This is a genomic window from Psychromonas sp. (assembly GCF_047632995.1).
Taxonomy (GTDB): Bacteria; Pseudomonadota; Gammaproteobacteria; order Enterobacterales; family Psychromonadaceae; genus Psychromonas.
On record NZ_JBLIEK010000001.1, the window covers coordinates 25,129 to 40,939 of the forward strand.

Below are 15,811 nucleotides of genomic sequence, written 5' to 3' on the forward strand. Positions count from 1 at the left end.
AAAATGCGTTACCTATTTTTATAAAAGGAGGGCCTACGGTTGCGTTTGCTTTTTTTATTGTCTGACTCACTGCTCATTAAAGCAAAAACTATCGCAGAAAATTCTTTTAAAGCTTTACGATAAACCTCACGCTTAAATGACACAACTTGACGCACGGGATACCAATAAGTAACCCAGCGCCAGTCATCAAATTCAGGGTGGCCGCATGCATCAAATTCAATTTGCTTATCGTCAGAGGTTAATTGCAATAAAAACCAGCGTTGCTTCTGCCCAATACACACTGGTGCAGGAGAATCCCAGCGGACTAGTCGTTTAGGTAGTTTATAACGCAGCCAGCTACGGCTAGTGGCTAATATAGTTATATGCTCAGGTTTGAGGCCAACTTCTTCGTACAACTCTCGGAACATTGATTGCTCAGGCGTTTCGCCCTCTTTCATTCCCCCTTGAGGAAATTGCCAGGAATGTTGTCCAAATCGTTTTGCCCATAAAACCTGTCCATTTTTATTACAGATGATGATAGCTACATTTGCGCGGTAACCGTCAGTATCAATCACTAAGGCGCCTTTTAAAGGTTACGATTCATTACAGGGGGTATTTTCCCCTTTATTAAAGTGATGAATACAAATTAAGTCAATAATGCATTCTTTCATAGATTATCCCCGCCATCAAACTGATAACGCTAAAATTGCTGGCTGATTATCAGGATTATTTTTATGGCGGAATTAAGTTCTTCACATATCCACGAAAACTGTGCATAACTTTGTGTATAATAAATACTTTCAAATATAATAGATCTTTTTTATACTATGGGAGATCTTCTACCCGCTGCAGGAAATTTATATTATTACCTAAATAACAGTGGTTTACGATATTTTTATTTTAATACTTTATTTTCATCTGTAATTAGATCCAGTACTATTAATTCACAAATCAATGTGCATATCTCTTTAGTCTAAAAAACAATCATTTGCAATTTCAGCCCTGCATTTAGATTAAAAACTAGACACTGATCTTCTTTTTTAGGTGATTTATTGATAACAATTTCATTTAATAACCGTTGTTCTTTTAAAGATTAACTTATCCACTATAAAAGTGGATAACTCTGTGCAACTTTCTGGATTAAAGTATGCATAACCTTGAATAAGCAAAATAAGAGTAATATGAAAATGGTAAATAGATGAGCCCAAACTCAATAGAAGAACTACTAACCCTCTGTGAAAAGATTGCAGGCCACTCCCTTGCGGAGTTGGCCGCATCAGCCAATATTGCAATGGCCAAAGATCTGCGCAGCAATAAAGGCTGGGTTGGACAATTAATAGAGTGGCATCTAGGCGCAACAGCGGGCAGTAGACCCGAACAAGATTTTAAACATTTGGGAATTGAATTAAAAACCATCCCAATAGATCAGCATGGCAAAGTATTAGAAACGACCTTTGTTTGTTCCGCGCCCATTTTAAATACCAGCAAGTTAACTTGGGAAAATTCTAATGTGCGCAATAAACTCAGTAAAGTTTTATGGGTGCCCGTTCAGGGGGAACGTAATGTCCCGCTAAGTGAACGAGTGGTTGGCAATGGATTTTTATGGTCGGCCAATGCGCAACAAGATTTTTTATTAGCAGCTGATTGGAATGAGATAATGGAAAAAATTGCGCTCGGTAAAATTGAATCGATTAGTGCACGTGACGGTCAGGTTATGCAGCTCAGACCAAAAGCGGCCAACGGACGCTGTCTAACCGATGCATTTGGTGAGGCGGGGGCACTAATAAAAGTTCGTCCGCGCGGTTTTTATCTTAAAAAGCCCTTTACTCAATCAATTATTAATCAGAATTTTGATCTTTAATAAGCAATTAAACAATATTTGCCTAGAATTCAACCTTAATTTACAGTAAATTTATAAGCATTTATAAACATTTTTTAAAGGAGTTGATTATGTCGATAAAAAAGCAATATCTAAAATCTAAACCGCAAGTAAAAGTAACGTTTGAAATTGAAAAACAAGATGCGCAAGATGCACAGTGCATTGTGTTACTTTCCGAGCATAACAACTGGGTTCCCATTGAACTTCAAAAATTCAAAAATGGTAAATTTAAAGTCGTGGAAAATATATCATTAGAAGATCGTGATGGTTTCCAGTTTATCTATAAAGCAACAGCGACAGATGGACATGAATTTACTCTTATTCCTGACGATGCTGATAGTTATGTCGATAATGGTATAACGGATGGCGGTAAAAATGCAGTATTAGCGATTAAACCATAGGCTCTGATTTTAACCGCCAAATAAAAATGCCGTTCACCTTAAATGGACGGCATTACTCATTGACAACATTTTTTAATGATCAAAATAGTTAAATTTCAAGCCCCCTCTTTTACCCTAAACGATAGACATTAAATTATATTATAGACCGTTGAATATACTGTTTTAATTTACAGTTAATGTGGTATTCTTTCTTAAATGATAAAAGTTAACATCCAGAGGGAATAATGAATAATATTGAAATTCGTGGCGCAAGAACCCACAACCTTAAAAATATCGATCTCACTATTCCTCGAGATAAGTTAATTGTTATTACCGGTCTATCGGGATCAGGCAAATCATCTCTGGCTTTCGACACCTTATATGCAGAGGGTCAGCGCCGTTATGTGGAGTCTCTGTCGGCTTACGCGCGGCAATTTTTATCATTAATGGAGAAACCCGATGTTGATCATATCGAAGGGCTCTCTCCTGCCATCTCCATTGAACAAAAATCGACCTCACATAACCCGCGTTCAACGGTCGGTACGATCACCGAGATTTACGATTACTTGCGCCTACTGTTTGCACGTATCGGCGATCCGCGTTGCCCCACTCATAATGTCACTTTGAACGCACAAACCGTTAGCCAGATGGTTGATTCTATTTTAAGTAATCCCATTGGCAGTAAAATGATGCTGCTTGCCCCTATTATCAAAGAACGTAAAGGCGAGCATGTTAAAGCATTTGCAAGTTTAGCCGCGCAAGGTTTTCTGCGTGCCCGTATTGATGGGGAAATTTGTGATTTAAGCGATCCGCCGACATTGGAATTACATAAAAAGCATACGGTTGAAGTGATCGTTGATCGCTTTAAAGTGCGCGATGATCTCAAACAACGTTTAGCTGAATCGGTTGAAACCACACTGAATTTAAGTAATGGCTCTGCCCTACTGGCATTTATGGATGAAGACCAACCGGAACAGCTTTTCTCCGCCAATTTTGCCTGTCCGCATTGTGGTTACAGTATTAGTGAATTAGAGCCGAGAATTTTTTCCTTTAATAATCCGGCAGGTGCTTGTCCTACCTGCGATGGCCTAGGTGTTGAACAATATTTTGATGCTCAGTTAGTGGTAACTGACAAAGCACTGAGCCTAAGTGATGGCGCCATTGATGGATGGAGCAGTAAATCAAATTATTATTTCCAGATGTTGCAGGCGGTCAGTGACCATTGCCAATTTTCGCTTGAGACGCCCTTTCAAAATCTCAGTAAAAAACAGCAAGACGTTGTTCTGTATGGCAGCGGAAATGAGAAAATATCTTTTTCCTACAGTAATGATCGCGGTGATATAGTGTCACGTTTACACGCTTTTGAAGGTGTTATACCTAATCGCAGTCGCCGTTACCGGGAAACAGAATCGGGTGCAATGCGCGAACATCTGGCAAAATATATGAAGCGTCAATCCTGTTCAAGTTGTGGAGGATCACGTCTCAAAGAGGCCTCACGCCATGTTTATATCAATGATGTGAATTTACCCTATATTTCTCAGCTTTCCATTGCCGAAGCAGAAACCTTTTTTAACAACTTAACACTGCAGGGGCAAAAAGCTAAAATCGCCGATAAAATTCTTAAAGAGGTTTTACAGCGTCTAAGCTTTTTGGTTAATGTCGGACTTAATTATCTTAGTTTAGATCGCAGCGCCGACACCCTTTCCGGCGGCGAAGCACAACGCATCCGCTTAGCCAGTCAGATTGGCGCAGGTCTGATGGGGGTTATGTATGTATTAGATGAGCCTTCTATCGGCCTGCATCAGCGCGATAATGCACGCTTACTTAAAACCCTTACTCACCTGCGTGATTTGGGTAATACCGTGATTGTGGTCGAGCATGATGAGGATGCCATTCGCCAGGCCGATCATATTATCGATATTGGCCCGGGTGCCGGTATCCATGGAGGCGAGGTTATCTCACAAGGTGATTACCAAACTATTCTTAAAGCTAAGAATTCATTAACTGCGGATTATCTTAGCGGCCGAAAAAAAATAGCCATTCCCGAGCAACGTACAAAATTAAGCGATAAATGGATTAAATTAAGCGGTGCAAGCGGAAACAATTTAAAATCGGTCAACTTAGCAGTGCCAATTGGCGTATTAACCTGTATTACCGGCGTATCTGGCTCAGGTAAGTCAACCTTGATTAACGATACCCTTTATCCACTTGCACAAAACAAGCTAAATAAGGCCAGCGCCAGCGCCTCTCCCTATAATAAAATCAGCGGGTTAACGCATCTTGATAAAGTGGTCGATATCAATCAAAGCCCTATTGGCCGCACGCCACGTTCAAATCCCGCTACCTATACGGGCATCTTTACCCCTATTCGCGAACTGTTTGCAGCCACACCAGAATCGCGCGCGCGAGGCTATAAACCCGGCCGTTTTAGCTTTAATGTGAAAGGTGGACGCTGTGAGGCCTGCCAAGGTGACGGCGTTATTAAGGTTGAAATGCATTTTTTACCGGATGTTTATGTGCCCTGTGATGTCTGTAAAAGTAAACGTTATAACCGCGAAACGCTATCCGTAAAATACAAAGGGAAGAGTATCCATGAAACACTGGATATGACAGTTGAAGATGCCTTCCGCTTTTTTGAGCCCGTCCCTGTGATTGCGCGTAAATTAAAAACATTAATGGATGTCGGCCTTTCTTATATTCGTTTAGGGCAAGCTGCCACCACACTTTCCGGTGGTGAAGCGCAGCGTGTTAAATTAGCAAAAGAACTCTCAAAACGTGATACAGGTAAAACCCTGTATATTCTTGATGAGCCTACCACCGGTTTACACTTCCACGATATTGCTCAGCTGTTAAAAGTCATACATACTCTGCGCGATCACGGCAATACCATTATTATTATCGAGCATAATTTAGATGTCATTAAAACCGCCGACTGGATTGTTGATTTGGGCCCGGAAGGGGGTAATGGTGGCGGAGAAATTATCGCAGCGGGCACACCTGAAGAGGTGGTGAAGGTCACGGACAGTTATACCGGGCAGTTCCTAAAAGCCATTTTAGAAAAAAATTCTACAAACTAATTCTCATGGAAATTAAAATATCATGGATGTACAGCAAAAATTAACCCGCGCTTTCTTTATCACTTTCGCGCTTTTAATGGGGGTCGGTGCCCATTACTTTCAGCATAACCAAGGCGGCAGTGGTTTAGAATTAGCGCAAAATAATATGGTATGGATCTTTTTCTCCACGTTAATCGGCATAGGTTTGTGGAAAATAAGCGAAGCACAGAAAATATTCTATTCTCGATTGACCATCGTATTTTTAATCGCTTGTGTTCTGTTTTTTATACCCGTTTTTTACCCCAACAATGCCCTAGCAGAGCAAAGTTATACCCGCTTACTGGGACTGTTTGCCGGTCTTCTACTGTTTGTCAGCTTGCAGCAATTCCAGTTTACGCGCAGCCATATAGAAAGGCTGCTGGCACTGATTGTACTCGCGGGATTTTTACAAGCTTGTTACAGCTTAATGCAGGATTATCTGCTGCCCGCCGATAATATCTTTGGCTATGATGTGGGGTTCGGACGCCCTTATGGCATTTTTCAGCAACCCAATGTACTTGCCAGCTTTATGGCAACTACGCTGATTTTAGCGGGGTATTTATTACAGAAAATCAAAAATAAAAAATTACAAAGCTTTTTACTATTAACAGCTCTACTCAATATATGGGTAATCACTGTCACTGTATCCCGGACTGCTTATTTAGGACTCTTAATTGCGCTGTTATTATTTATTCCCTGGGCATGGCAAACTAATAAAAAGAAACTAGGCGTTTTCATTCTGGCCTTATCTCTGGGAGTTGGATTTGCTTTGCTAAAAGGTGATGCATTAGGAGCAAGGAATGTTGATAACCTTAAAGAGGGAGGAGTCCGTCTAGATTTCTATAAACACAGTCTGTTGATGATTAAAGAAAAGCCGTTAATGGGCTACGGTTATGGTGGTTTTTCTCGGAGTTATTTAATCAATACCGCAGAGCAGGTTAAAAATAACACTTCAAAACCTGAAATAGCCTACCTAACCCACCCCCATAATGACATTTTATTCTGGGCGGTTGAAGGTGGTATAGTGCCGATAGTGGCAATCTTGCTGCTGGTTATCTCTTTTCTGCGCTTATTGCGCGCCTTTAAATTAGCGCACGCATTGGCTTTAATGGCGCTGGTTGTCCCGATCGCCCTGCATACCCAAACCGAATACCCGCTCTACCATTCTGCTTTACATTGGCTGGTTTTATTAGTACTGGTGTTTTATGTCGATTATGAATCGCAAACAATGCAAAGTAAACGCTTTGCACCTACCTTTGCACTGCGTGTATTTGCCTTATTAATTCCTATTTTCTGTGCAGCGTTTATGGTCACGAATCTCTATACCATAGCTAAAATAACCCAATATGAGCGCAGTAAACAACCTGATATTAGGTTACTAATGGATATAGTTAATCCATTAGTATTTGCCGATAGGTTTGATTTCCATCTTAACTACTTTCGCTTAACCATGGCGCAACGACTTGATAACCCGGAAGAGATTCAGCAGGTTATAGATTGGACAGAAAAAACCATAGAGAGCACGCCTAGATCGTATTTTTATATTCTCCTCTATCTGGCGTACCGCGATAATAACCAAGCGAAAAAAGCCGAGCAGCTATTAGAGTATGCCCGTTATCTGTATCCGCTTGATAAGCAACTGGCGAATGTGGACAAGGCATTCAAACCGGCAAAATCGACAAGCACAACCGTTCCTACACTCAGCCAAACCTTACCTACAGGTGGTTAAATTGCCAATGAAAAAATGGACTTTTTATAAACTAGCGAGAATAATCCCCTCGCTATTACTGGTTTCACTGCTGAGTAATAGAGTGGCAGCGGATATTTATATGTATATAGATATAAATGGTGATCAGTTTTTTTCACAAACTAAAGTCAATGATGATTACCGTTTATTACTGCGCAGTAAAGGCAATAAAAGCAGTGGCTCATTTAAAAATTGGAAAGAAAAAAGTTACACCAATATAACCATACCCAATAGCAAAGAGCTGCAGAATAGATATCACCCGCTAATCGTTCGGGCAGCCAACAGATACCAATTAGAGCCGGCATTTATTCACGCAGTGATCACGGCAGAGTCGAGTTATCGGCGCACGGCGGTGTCATCTTCGGGCGCAAAAGGTTTAATGCAGTTGATGCCCGTTACCGCCAAACGTTTTGCTGTAAGCGATCCGTTCGATCCCCAGCAAAGCATCGATGCCGGCACAGAATATCTCTATAAATTATTAAAAGAGTTTAAAACTAAAAAACTGGCTTTAGCAGCTTATAACGCGGGAGAGGGCACGGTAAGGCGGTATAACAAACAGATCCCGCCCTATCCTGAAACCCAAGCCTATGTCTCTAAAGTAATGGGGTTTTATCAGTACTACAAAGGTAACTTATAATAATAGCCAAGCTGGGCTTCGTACTCTGATTTTCGGCCTAGCTAACACGGCAATTCCACTGAACATATAGAGGAAAAAATAATCTGCCACGAAAATTAACAGATTAAAATTTGAACAGACTTGCCAATATAGAGATTTGATACGTGAAATTAATCACAAACTGCAAGAAAACTGATTAAATATAGCAATAACATGGTACAAAGAAGCTCATACTACTTTTCCGTCTTCACAGGACGCAATATTTTCTAGTTGATGTTACATTTGAATTTGTGCACCCATTTTATATAATTTTATCGGGATCTTTTTATGAATGATGATGATCTTCTTTTTATAGAAGATGATACTACAAATGCTGAAGAGCCACTTTCTTTACACCTTTGCCCATGGAAGGTGATGATTGTTGATGATGATAAAGAAGTGCATGCAGTCACTAAATTGGTACTTTCCAGCTTTGAATGGGACGATACCCCTTTACATTTTTTAAGCGCGTACTCTGCATATGAAGCAGAGCAGCTGTTTTTAGAACATGATGATATTGCGGTTGCATTAATCGATGTGGTAATGGAAACCGATGACGCAGGATTACGGCTGATTAAAACCATTCGTAATGAACTAAACAACAAATCAACCCGTATCGTGTTACGAACAGGCCAGCCAGGACAAGCACCAGAAAGAAAAATTATCCGCGAATATGATATTTCTGATTACAAAAATAAAACAGAACTTAGTGGCATTAAACTCGATACGCTAATGTGTAGCGCGTTGCGCTCCTACCAAAATATTATTAGTTTGACTAAAAACAAAAAAGGTCTTGAGCTCGTTGTTGAATCCTCGTCGGCCCTTTTTGATGCGATCACATACGAAACGCTTATTGACGAAACGATTAACTATCTGTCAAAACTAGTTGCACAGTGCTCGTTGACCCCCTTATATGCCCTTTCTTCTATCGGCATTTATTGTAATCCAACGGTTTTCCATCTGATAGAAGCGCGTGGTGATTTCGCGCACTTAACCGAACTAAATGATATAGAAAAATTACCCGATAGTGCCTCATTAATGATTAGCCGGAGTATGGCCGAACAACGCCATATTTACACTTCGGATGCATTTGTTATGAATATGCAAAGCAGTTCAAACAGCTGTATTATTCTTTATTTTGAAGGTTTTGCTTCACTCTCAGAGCAAGATATAGCATTGCTGGATTTATTTGCGAGTAATACCAAAACCTCTTTCGATAATGAAGAGCTTCGTCATGAAATTGAAGAGGGTCAACGTGAAATTGTTTACCTCTTGGGCGAAGCAATTGAACGAAAATCCAAAGAAACAGGTAACCATATTCGCCGCGTAGCTGAAATAACGCGAATTCTTGCACTTGAATTAGGCTTCAGCATTGCCGAATCGGAAAAAATAAAATCCGCGTCACCACTGCATGATCTTGGAAAAATAGGTATCCCCGATTATATTCTCCATAAACCGGGCGCACTGGATGCCAATGAATGGAAGATAATGCAGTCTCATGTTGAGATTGGCTATGAGCTGGTACGCTATTCAAGCCAAGATATTTTAAAATATGCCGCTTTAATTAGTTATCAGCATCATGAAAAATGGGATGGCACTGGCTACCCTAATGGCTTAAAAGGTGAAGAGATAGACTTAATCGGGCGACTTGCCGCGCTGGCTGATGTATTTGATGCGCTCGCACATGATCGTTGCTATAAAAAAGCATGGCCAATTGAAGAAGTGCTGCAGTTTATTAATGACCAGTCAGGTTTACATTTTGATCCACTTGTTGTAGCGGCGTTTAACAAACACAAAGGGCAAATCATTGCAGTCAATGAACGCTACCAAGATAGTTTTTAAAATTCCGGCTTGCTGAGCGCTGAATGCGTTTAGCATCACACTGCGCGGCTTAAATAGCCGCGCAGAGTGATCAATCAAAGCACCACACAGCAAGATAATTATCCCACCCGCTTGCCTATTTTTTTTATCGCGTATCTATCACCACGTATCTATCTAAACTATTCTTATCACAATTGTAAGCTTTGCTTTATAATGTCCTTTTATACATATTGTCATTTGGAAATTGCATGTCTTTTGAAGCCCTTGAGCTCGACCAACATCTATTAAACGCCGTTGCTAAAATGGGCCACAAACGCCCAACAAGCATTCAAACTTTAGCCATACCTCCGGCAATGGATGAACGGGACATAATGGCGAGCGCCCCTACCGGAACCGGTAAAACATTGGCATTCTTGTTACCTGCGGTACAACGTTTAATTGACTTCCCGCGTCGAAGAGGCGGTTCTGCTCGTGTTTTAATATTAACTCCAACACGAGAACTGGCGGTACAGATAAGTGAAGTTGCCCAGCAGCTGGTTGCAGGAACGGATTTTGTTGTTGGTAATATCATAGGCGGCATCTCCTACCAAGAGCAAGAACACGTGATCACAGAGACTGTTGATATAGTGATCGCGACGCCGGGCCGTTTAATGGAATATATCGACTCAGAAGCATTTGATTGCCGCGAAGTTGAAACACTTATTCTTGATGAAGCGGACCGTATGCTAGATATGGGCTTTATCCAAGCGATGGACCGCATCACGGGAGAAACACGCTGGCGCAAGCAAACCTCTCTATTTTCAGCGACATTAGAAGGTAAGGGTCTACGCGAATTTTCACGCGAGGTATTAAATAATCCAATACAGCTTAGCGCAGAGGTTTCTCGTCGTGAAAGCGGAAAAATCATGCAATGGGCCCACCTTGCTGATAACCCGGAACATAAATTAGACTTATTAGCGGCTATTTTGCAGCAGGAAGTAAAAGAAGATGAGCAGCAACAAAAAGTGATCGTTTTTGTAAAAACACGTGATCGTTTAGCTGAATTGGTTGCGCAACTTACAGAGCTAAAAATTAGCTGCTGTTATCTGCGTGGCGAGATGGACCAGGAAAAACGCAACCACGCATTAGCACAGTTTAAAGCGGGCAAGATTAATATCTTAATCGCCACAGATGTTGCTGCGCGCGGTATTGATGTGCCTGATGTCACTCATGTCATTAACTATGATATGCCGCGCAGCCCAGATATATACGTGCACCGTATTGGCCGCACCGCACGCGGGGGTAAAAAGGGGACTGCGATTTCATTAATTGAAGCACATGATGTAGATATGCTGGCAAAAGTTGAACGCTATACAGAGCAAACAATCAAACGTCGCGTGATCAAATCATTACGTCCAAGCCATAAAGAAGCACACGTTAGCCAACGTAAACTGAAAAAACCGGTCAGCAAAAAAGGCAAAGAGCGTGCGGATGAGCTAAAAAACCAGCAAAAAGCCAAACGACTGAAGAAAAAAGAAGATATGGGCAAACAGCGCCACCGTAATGTCAAAGCGAAAGGTAAACCAAGCTGGGCAGGTCAAGGTAAAAAAGAAGATTCGGCAGAATAAGAACGCTAATTAAGAGCTGCGAGACTCGCAGCTCTTAACCTCAAACCATTACATTATATTTCATCTCGGTAAAAAACCAGCTCATTCCCCTGCGATTCACTTTCCACAAAATAATAACCATTAGCAGAAAAGTCTTGTAACTGCTCAACCTCTGTTAACTGCTGCTCAATAATATAGCGAGCCATCAAACCGCGCGCTTTTTTCGCATAAAAGCTAATGACCTTATATTGCCCCTTTTTTTGATCTTTAAAAACGGGCGTAATAATGACTCCATTAAACTCTTTTTTATTCACAGCTTTAAAATACTCATTTGATGCTAAATTAATCAGTAAGTTATCACCTTGTGCTTGGAGCGCTTTATTTAAGGCGGGTGTAATCACCTCTCCCCAAAACTGGTATAAATTAGCGCCTCGTTCATTGTCTAATCGTGTGCCCATCTCTAAGCGATAAGCCTGCATCAAATCAAGCGGTCTTAATAGACCATACAAACCGGAAAGAATACGCAAATGGCTCTGCGCATAGTTTAATGTACCAATCGTTAATGTCTGTGCCTGCAACCCGGTATAAACATCGCCTTGGAAGGCAAACAGCGCTTGCTTGGCATTATCTAATGAAAAGGGAGTATGCCATTCGCTAAATCGCGCCACATTCAAACCGGCAATATTATCGCTCACTTTCATTAATGATGCGATCTCCTGCATGGAAAGATTCTGACAACGGCTTATCAGCTGCTGGCTATGCGCCAAGAACTCGGGTTGCGAAAATGCAGATAAATGCGCAGGGGTGGCATAGTCAAGCGTTTTGGCTGGGGAAAGTACAACTAACATGGTGGCTCCTAACAATTATTTTTCGTCAATAAAAAAGCGACGGCTGTCGCTTTTTTTATGAAATACACATTACACGAATATTAAAAACCTAATGTAACACCATCTAATGCGCCCTTGTTTAAGCTTTTTTTACCTTCCGTTGAATTTAATTTAATCATTAAGCGTACATCATTGGCAGAATCTGCATGCGCCAGGGCTTCCGTATAGCCAATAATACCTTTTTCATATAAATTAAAGAGCGCTTGATCAAAGGTCTGCATGCCATGCTCCGCCGAGCCTTTCATAATATCTTTGATAGTATGGAGCTCGCCGGTACGAATGGCTTCCGCCATGGTTGGCGTGTTATACAATATTTCAAAAGCAACCCGGCGGCCTTTACCATCAACGGTGGGTATTAACTGCTGCGCAACAATGGCGCGTAAATTCACAGACAGATCAAATAAGAACTGGCGATGACGCTCTTTCGAGACTAAATGGAGAATTCGATCTAAGGCCTGATTGGCATTATTCGCATGCAGCGTTGCCATACAGAGGTGCCCTGTTTCTGCAAAAGTTAAGGTAAACTCCATCGTTTCTTGAGTACGTATTTCACCGATTAAAATAACATCGGGCGCTTGGCGTAATGAATTTTTCAGCGCATCGTCAAATGATTCAGTATCAATTCCCACTTCTCGTTGAGTTACCACCGAACGCCCATGCTCATGGACAAATTCAATGGGATCTTCGATGGTTAAAATATGACCTGATGAGTTTTGATTGCGGTAACCGACCATTGCAGCCTGCGTTGTCGATTTGCCCGCTCCCGTTGCGCCGACAAATAAAATCAATCCGCGTTGTGCCATACAGATCTCTTTTAACTGTTCGGGCAGGTATAACTCATCAAAACTTGGAATTTTACTTTCAATGCGGCGAATAACCATAGCGGGCTGCTCTTTTTGCATAAATGCGCTAACCCGAAAGCGCCCCGATTCTTCAGAGGTAAGCGCATAATTAGACTCTTTATCAATCTTGAATTTCGCAAAGCGCTCTTCCCCCATCGCCTCTTCACATAAGGCATAAATATCGCTACTGCTTAGCGTCGTTTTAGATAATGACTCCAAACGTCCGTTAAGTTTAATGGTCGGGGGTAAGCCAACTGAAAGAAAAAGATCAGATGCTTTTACTTGATCTGTTTTTTTTAATAATTTATTTAACATAAATTAATCCACCTTAGAATGTTTTAGGATCAGCCGCTTTTTGCGCCGCATCTGCATGAGAAACAGTGCCTTGGGCAACCATATTGCGTAAACATTGATCCAACGTTTGCATACCGTGCACCATCCCGGTTTGAATAACCGAGTACATCTGGGCAACTTTATCTTCACGAATCAGATTACGGATTGCCGGAATCCCCATCATAATTTCATGGGCTGCCACACGCCCTCCGCCATTTTTCTTAAGCAGCGCTTGGGAGATAACTGCGCGCAATGATTCAGAGAGCATAGAGCGAACCATCCCCTTTTCTGCGGCAGGAAACACATCAATTACACGGTCAATGGTTTTTGCCGCAGAGGTAGTATGCAATGTGCCAAAAACTAAATGCCCGGTTTCTGCAGCGGTTAATGCTAAGCGAATCGTTTCTAAATCACGCATTTCGCCGACCATAATAACATCAGGATCCTCACGTAAAGCACTTCGTAAGGCAGCATCAAAACTCAATGTATCCTTAAAAACCTCGCGCTGATTTACCAGTGATTTTTTTGTTTCATGTACAAACTCGATCGGATCCTCAATCGTTAAAATATGCTCATGGCGAGTGTCATTAATATAATCTATCATAGCCGCTAAGGTGGTTGATTTACCCGATCCCGTTGGCCCGGTTACCAGTACCAAACCGCGTGGAAAATCAGATATTTTTTTGAAAATATCTGGCGCGCCTAAATCCGACAGGGTTAACACTTTACTTGGGATTGTCCTAAACACCGCACCAGCGCCGCGTTTCTGATTAAATGCATTAACACGAAAACGCGCTAAATCAGGAATTTCAAATGAAAAATCGGTTTCCAGTTTTTCTTCAAAATCTTTACGCTGCTTATCATTCATTATGTCATAAATGAGACTATGCACCTCTTTATGCTCTAATGCTGGCACATTTATCTTGCGAACTTCACCATCTACCCTGATCATGGGCGGAACTCCAGCGGAAAGGTGTAGATCTGATGCATTATGCTTTACACTAAAAGCCAATAATTCTGTGATATCCATAATTTGAAATCCTATTTATGATTAATAATATTTTTAAACAAATAACCAGCGTTAAACACAAAATAGCTTATGCCGCTCGTCAAGTACACCGTGACAGTGATCAAATTCAATTGCTCGCCGTGAGTAAAACTAAACCGGTTTCTGCAATAAAACAGGCTTATCAAGCTGGTTTACGCCATTTTGGTGAAAATTACGTGCAAGAAAGCATCGAAAAAATTCAACAAATCAAAGCCGATGCTGATTTTGATGAGCCTATTTGTTGGTATTTTATTGGCCCATTACAGTCGAATAAAACACGCCCAGTTGCTGAAAATTTCGACTGGGTACAAAGTGTTGATCGTTTTAAAATTGCACAGCGTTTAAACGATCAACGCCCTAACAACCTGCCCGCACTTAATATTTGTCTGCAGGTTAATATTAGCGAAGAAGCAAGCAAGTCGGGTACTACTTTATCGCAAGTTATTGAACTGGCGTCACAAGTAAATAGTCTAGCGCATTTAAAACTACGCGGCATTATGGCTATTCCTAAAAAAACAGAAAATATCGAGCTACTTGAAAATCAATTCGATACACTCTATAACATCTACCATCAACTGCAATTACTGTATCCGGATATTGATACACTGTCGATGGGAATGAGCGCAGATTTGCACAGCGCCATTCGTTGCGGCAGTACTATGGTACGCATTGGCAGTGATATTTTTGGATCAAGAAACTAATTAAAAAGGGTATAAACATGTTACATAAAAAAATTACTTTTATCGGCGCGGGCAATATGGCAGGCAGCATTATCAGTGGTTTAGTGCAAGGCGGTTACCCAGCCGATTTTATTTGCGCGAGCGATCCCTGTGTAGATAACACAGAAAAACTCACTAAATTACATGCAATTAAAGGATCTCAAGACAATATAGACGCGACAAATTGGTGTGACGTCATTGTCTTAGCCGTTAAACCGCAAATTATGGCGACGGTTTGTCAAACACTTAGCGAGCAAGGTATCGATTTCAGCAATAAACTCGTTATTTCCATTGCTGCGGGCATTTCCGTACAACGCCTACAATCTTTAGTGGGTGTTAATACTGCGGTTATCCGCGCTATGCCCAATATGCCCGCCTTAGTGCAAAAAGGGATGACTGGTTTATTCGCTTCAGAGCAGGTCAGTGAAACGGACAAAACTTTTGCCGGCGAATTGATGTCTGCAGTGGGTGAAATCGTCTGGATTGAAGATGAAGCTATGATCAACGCAGTTACCGCAGCAGCAGGCTCGGCTCCCGCTTATTTCTTTCTGTTTATGGAAGCGATGCAGGCTAAAGCGATGGAGATGGGATTTGATGAGCAACAGGCACGTTTACTGGTTTTACAAACGGCACTGGGCAGCGCTGAAATGGTTAAAGAAAACGCTGATATTAGTATCTCTCAATTGCGTAAAAATGTTACTTCAAAAGGCGGCACAACCGCAGAAGGGTTGCGTACATTTAACGAATTAGGGTTAAGTGATATTGTTGCTAAAGCGATGCAGGCAGTTGCAGACCGCGGTATAGAAATGGAAAAGTCGCTTTAACCCGACTTAACATAAA

At 41.4% G+C, this 15,811-nt stretch carries 13 protein-coding genes; 9 read left to right on the forward strand and 4 right to left on the reverse strand.

Annotated elements, in window-relative coordinates:
* Nucleotides 1-8: 8 nt before the first annotated feature.
* Nucleotides 9-554 carry an RNA pyrophosphohydrolase gene (gene rppH, locus ACJAT7_RS00125; RefSeq protein WP_415224764.1) on the reverse strand — a complete coding sequence of 182 codons (546 nt, stop codon included), beginning with the start codon at nucleotides 552-554 and terminating at the stop codon, nucleotides 9-11.
* 623 nt (nucleotides 555-1,177) lie between these two features.
* On the opposite strand from rppH, the gene mutH reads away from it, so the two are divergent.
* The 7 genes from mutH (at nucleotide 1,178) to srmB (ending at nucleotide 11,163) form a co-directional block, all read left to right on the forward strand.
* Nucleotides 1,178-1,840, forward strand: coding sequence for a DNA mismatch repair endonuclease MutH (mutH, locus tag ACJAT7_RS00130; RefSeq protein WP_415224765.1), 663 nt, complete (start codon nucleotides 1,178-1,180; stop codon nucleotides 1,838-1,840).
* Nucleotides 1,841-1,929: 89 nt separating this feature from the next.
* Nucleotides 1,930-2,259, forward strand: coding sequence for a hypothetical protein (locus ACJAT7_RS00135; protein ID WP_415224766.1), 330 nt, complete (start codon nucleotides 1,930-1,932; stop codon nucleotides 2,257-2,259).
* A 224-nt stretch (nucleotides 2,260-2,483) separates the two neighbouring features.
* Entirely contained in the window at nucleotides 2,484-5,315 is a 2,832-nt protein-coding gene (uvrA, locus tag ACJAT7_RS00140; protein WP_415224767.1) for an excinuclease ABC subunit UvrA, read from the forward strand.
* Nucleotides 5,316-5,337: 22 nt separating this feature from the next.
* Nucleotides 5,338-7,062 carry a PglL family O-oligosaccharyltransferase gene (locus tag ACJAT7_RS00145; protein ID WP_415224768.1) on the forward strand — a complete coding sequence of 575 codons (1,725 nt, stop codon included), beginning with the start codon at nucleotides 5,338-5,340 and terminating at the stop codon, nucleotides 7,060-7,062.
* Between the two features lie 7 nt (nucleotides 7,063-7,069).
* Nucleotides 7,070-7,717, forward strand: a complete 648-nt coding sequence (locus ACJAT7_RS00150; protein WP_415224769.1) for a lytic transglycosylase domain-containing protein — start codon at nucleotides 7,070-7,072, stop codon at nucleotides 7,715-7,717.
* A gap of 306 nt (nucleotides 7,718-8,023) precedes the next feature.
* Nucleotides 8,024-9,577 (forward strand): DUF3369 domain-containing protein, encoded by a 1,554-nt coding sequence (locus ACJAT7_RS00155; RefSeq protein WP_415224770.1) that lies wholly within the window; start codon nucleotides 8,024-8,026, stop codon nucleotides 9,575-9,577.
* A gap of 227 nt (nucleotides 9,578-9,804) precedes the next feature.
* Nucleotides 9,805-11,163 carry an ATP-dependent RNA helicase SrmB gene (srmB, locus tag ACJAT7_RS00160; protein WP_415224771.1) on the forward strand — a complete coding sequence of 453 codons (1,359 nt, stop codon included), beginning with the start codon at nucleotides 9,805-9,807 and terminating at the stop codon, nucleotides 11,161-11,163.
* A 53-nt stretch (nucleotides 11,164-11,216) separates the two neighbouring features.
* On the opposite strand, the gene yaaA is transcribed toward srmB, so the two are convergent.
* From yaaA to ACJAT7_RS00175, 3 genes are all read right to left on the reverse strand, one after another.
* Nucleotides 11,217-11,990 (reverse strand): peroxide stress protein YaaA, encoded by a 774-nt coding sequence (yaaA, locus tag ACJAT7_RS00165; RefSeq protein WP_415224772.1) that lies wholly within the window; start codon nucleotides 11,988-11,990, stop codon nucleotides 11,217-11,219.
* Between the two features lie 80 nt (nucleotides 11,991-12,070).
* The gene (locus ACJAT7_RS00170; RefSeq protein WP_415224773.1) at nucleotides 12,071-13,186 is read right to left on the reverse strand and encodes a PilT/PilU family type 4a pilus ATPase; all 1,116 of its coding nucleotides are present in this window, start codon (nucleotides 13,184-13,186) and stop codon (nucleotides 12,071-12,073) included.
* A 13-nt stretch (nucleotides 13,187-13,199) separates the two neighbouring features.
* Nucleotides 13,200-14,234, reverse strand: a complete 1,035-nt coding sequence (locus ACJAT7_RS00175; protein ID WP_415224774.1) for a type IV pilus twitching motility protein PilT — start codon at nucleotides 14,232-14,234, stop codon at nucleotides 13,200-13,202.
* 17 nt (nucleotides 14,235-14,251) lie between these two features.
* On the opposite strand from ACJAT7_RS00175, the gene ACJAT7_RS00180 reads away from it, so the two are divergent.
* Together ACJAT7_RS00180 and proC are read left to right on the forward strand one after the other, a co-directional pair.
* On the forward strand, nucleotides 14,252-14,953 hold the full coding sequence (locus ACJAT7_RS00180; protein WP_415224775.1) for a YggS family pyridoxal phosphate-dependent enzyme: 702 nt from the start codon (nucleotides 14,252-14,254) through the stop codon (nucleotides 14,951-14,953).
* Between the two features lie 17 nt (nucleotides 14,954-14,970).
* On the forward strand, nucleotides 14,971-15,795 hold the full coding sequence (proC, locus tag ACJAT7_RS00185) for a pyrroline-5-carboxylate reductase (protein WP_415224776.1): 825 nt from the start codon (nucleotides 14,971-14,973) through the stop codon (nucleotides 15,793-15,795).
* The last annotated feature ends 16 nt before the right edge of the window (nucleotides 15,796-15,811 follow it).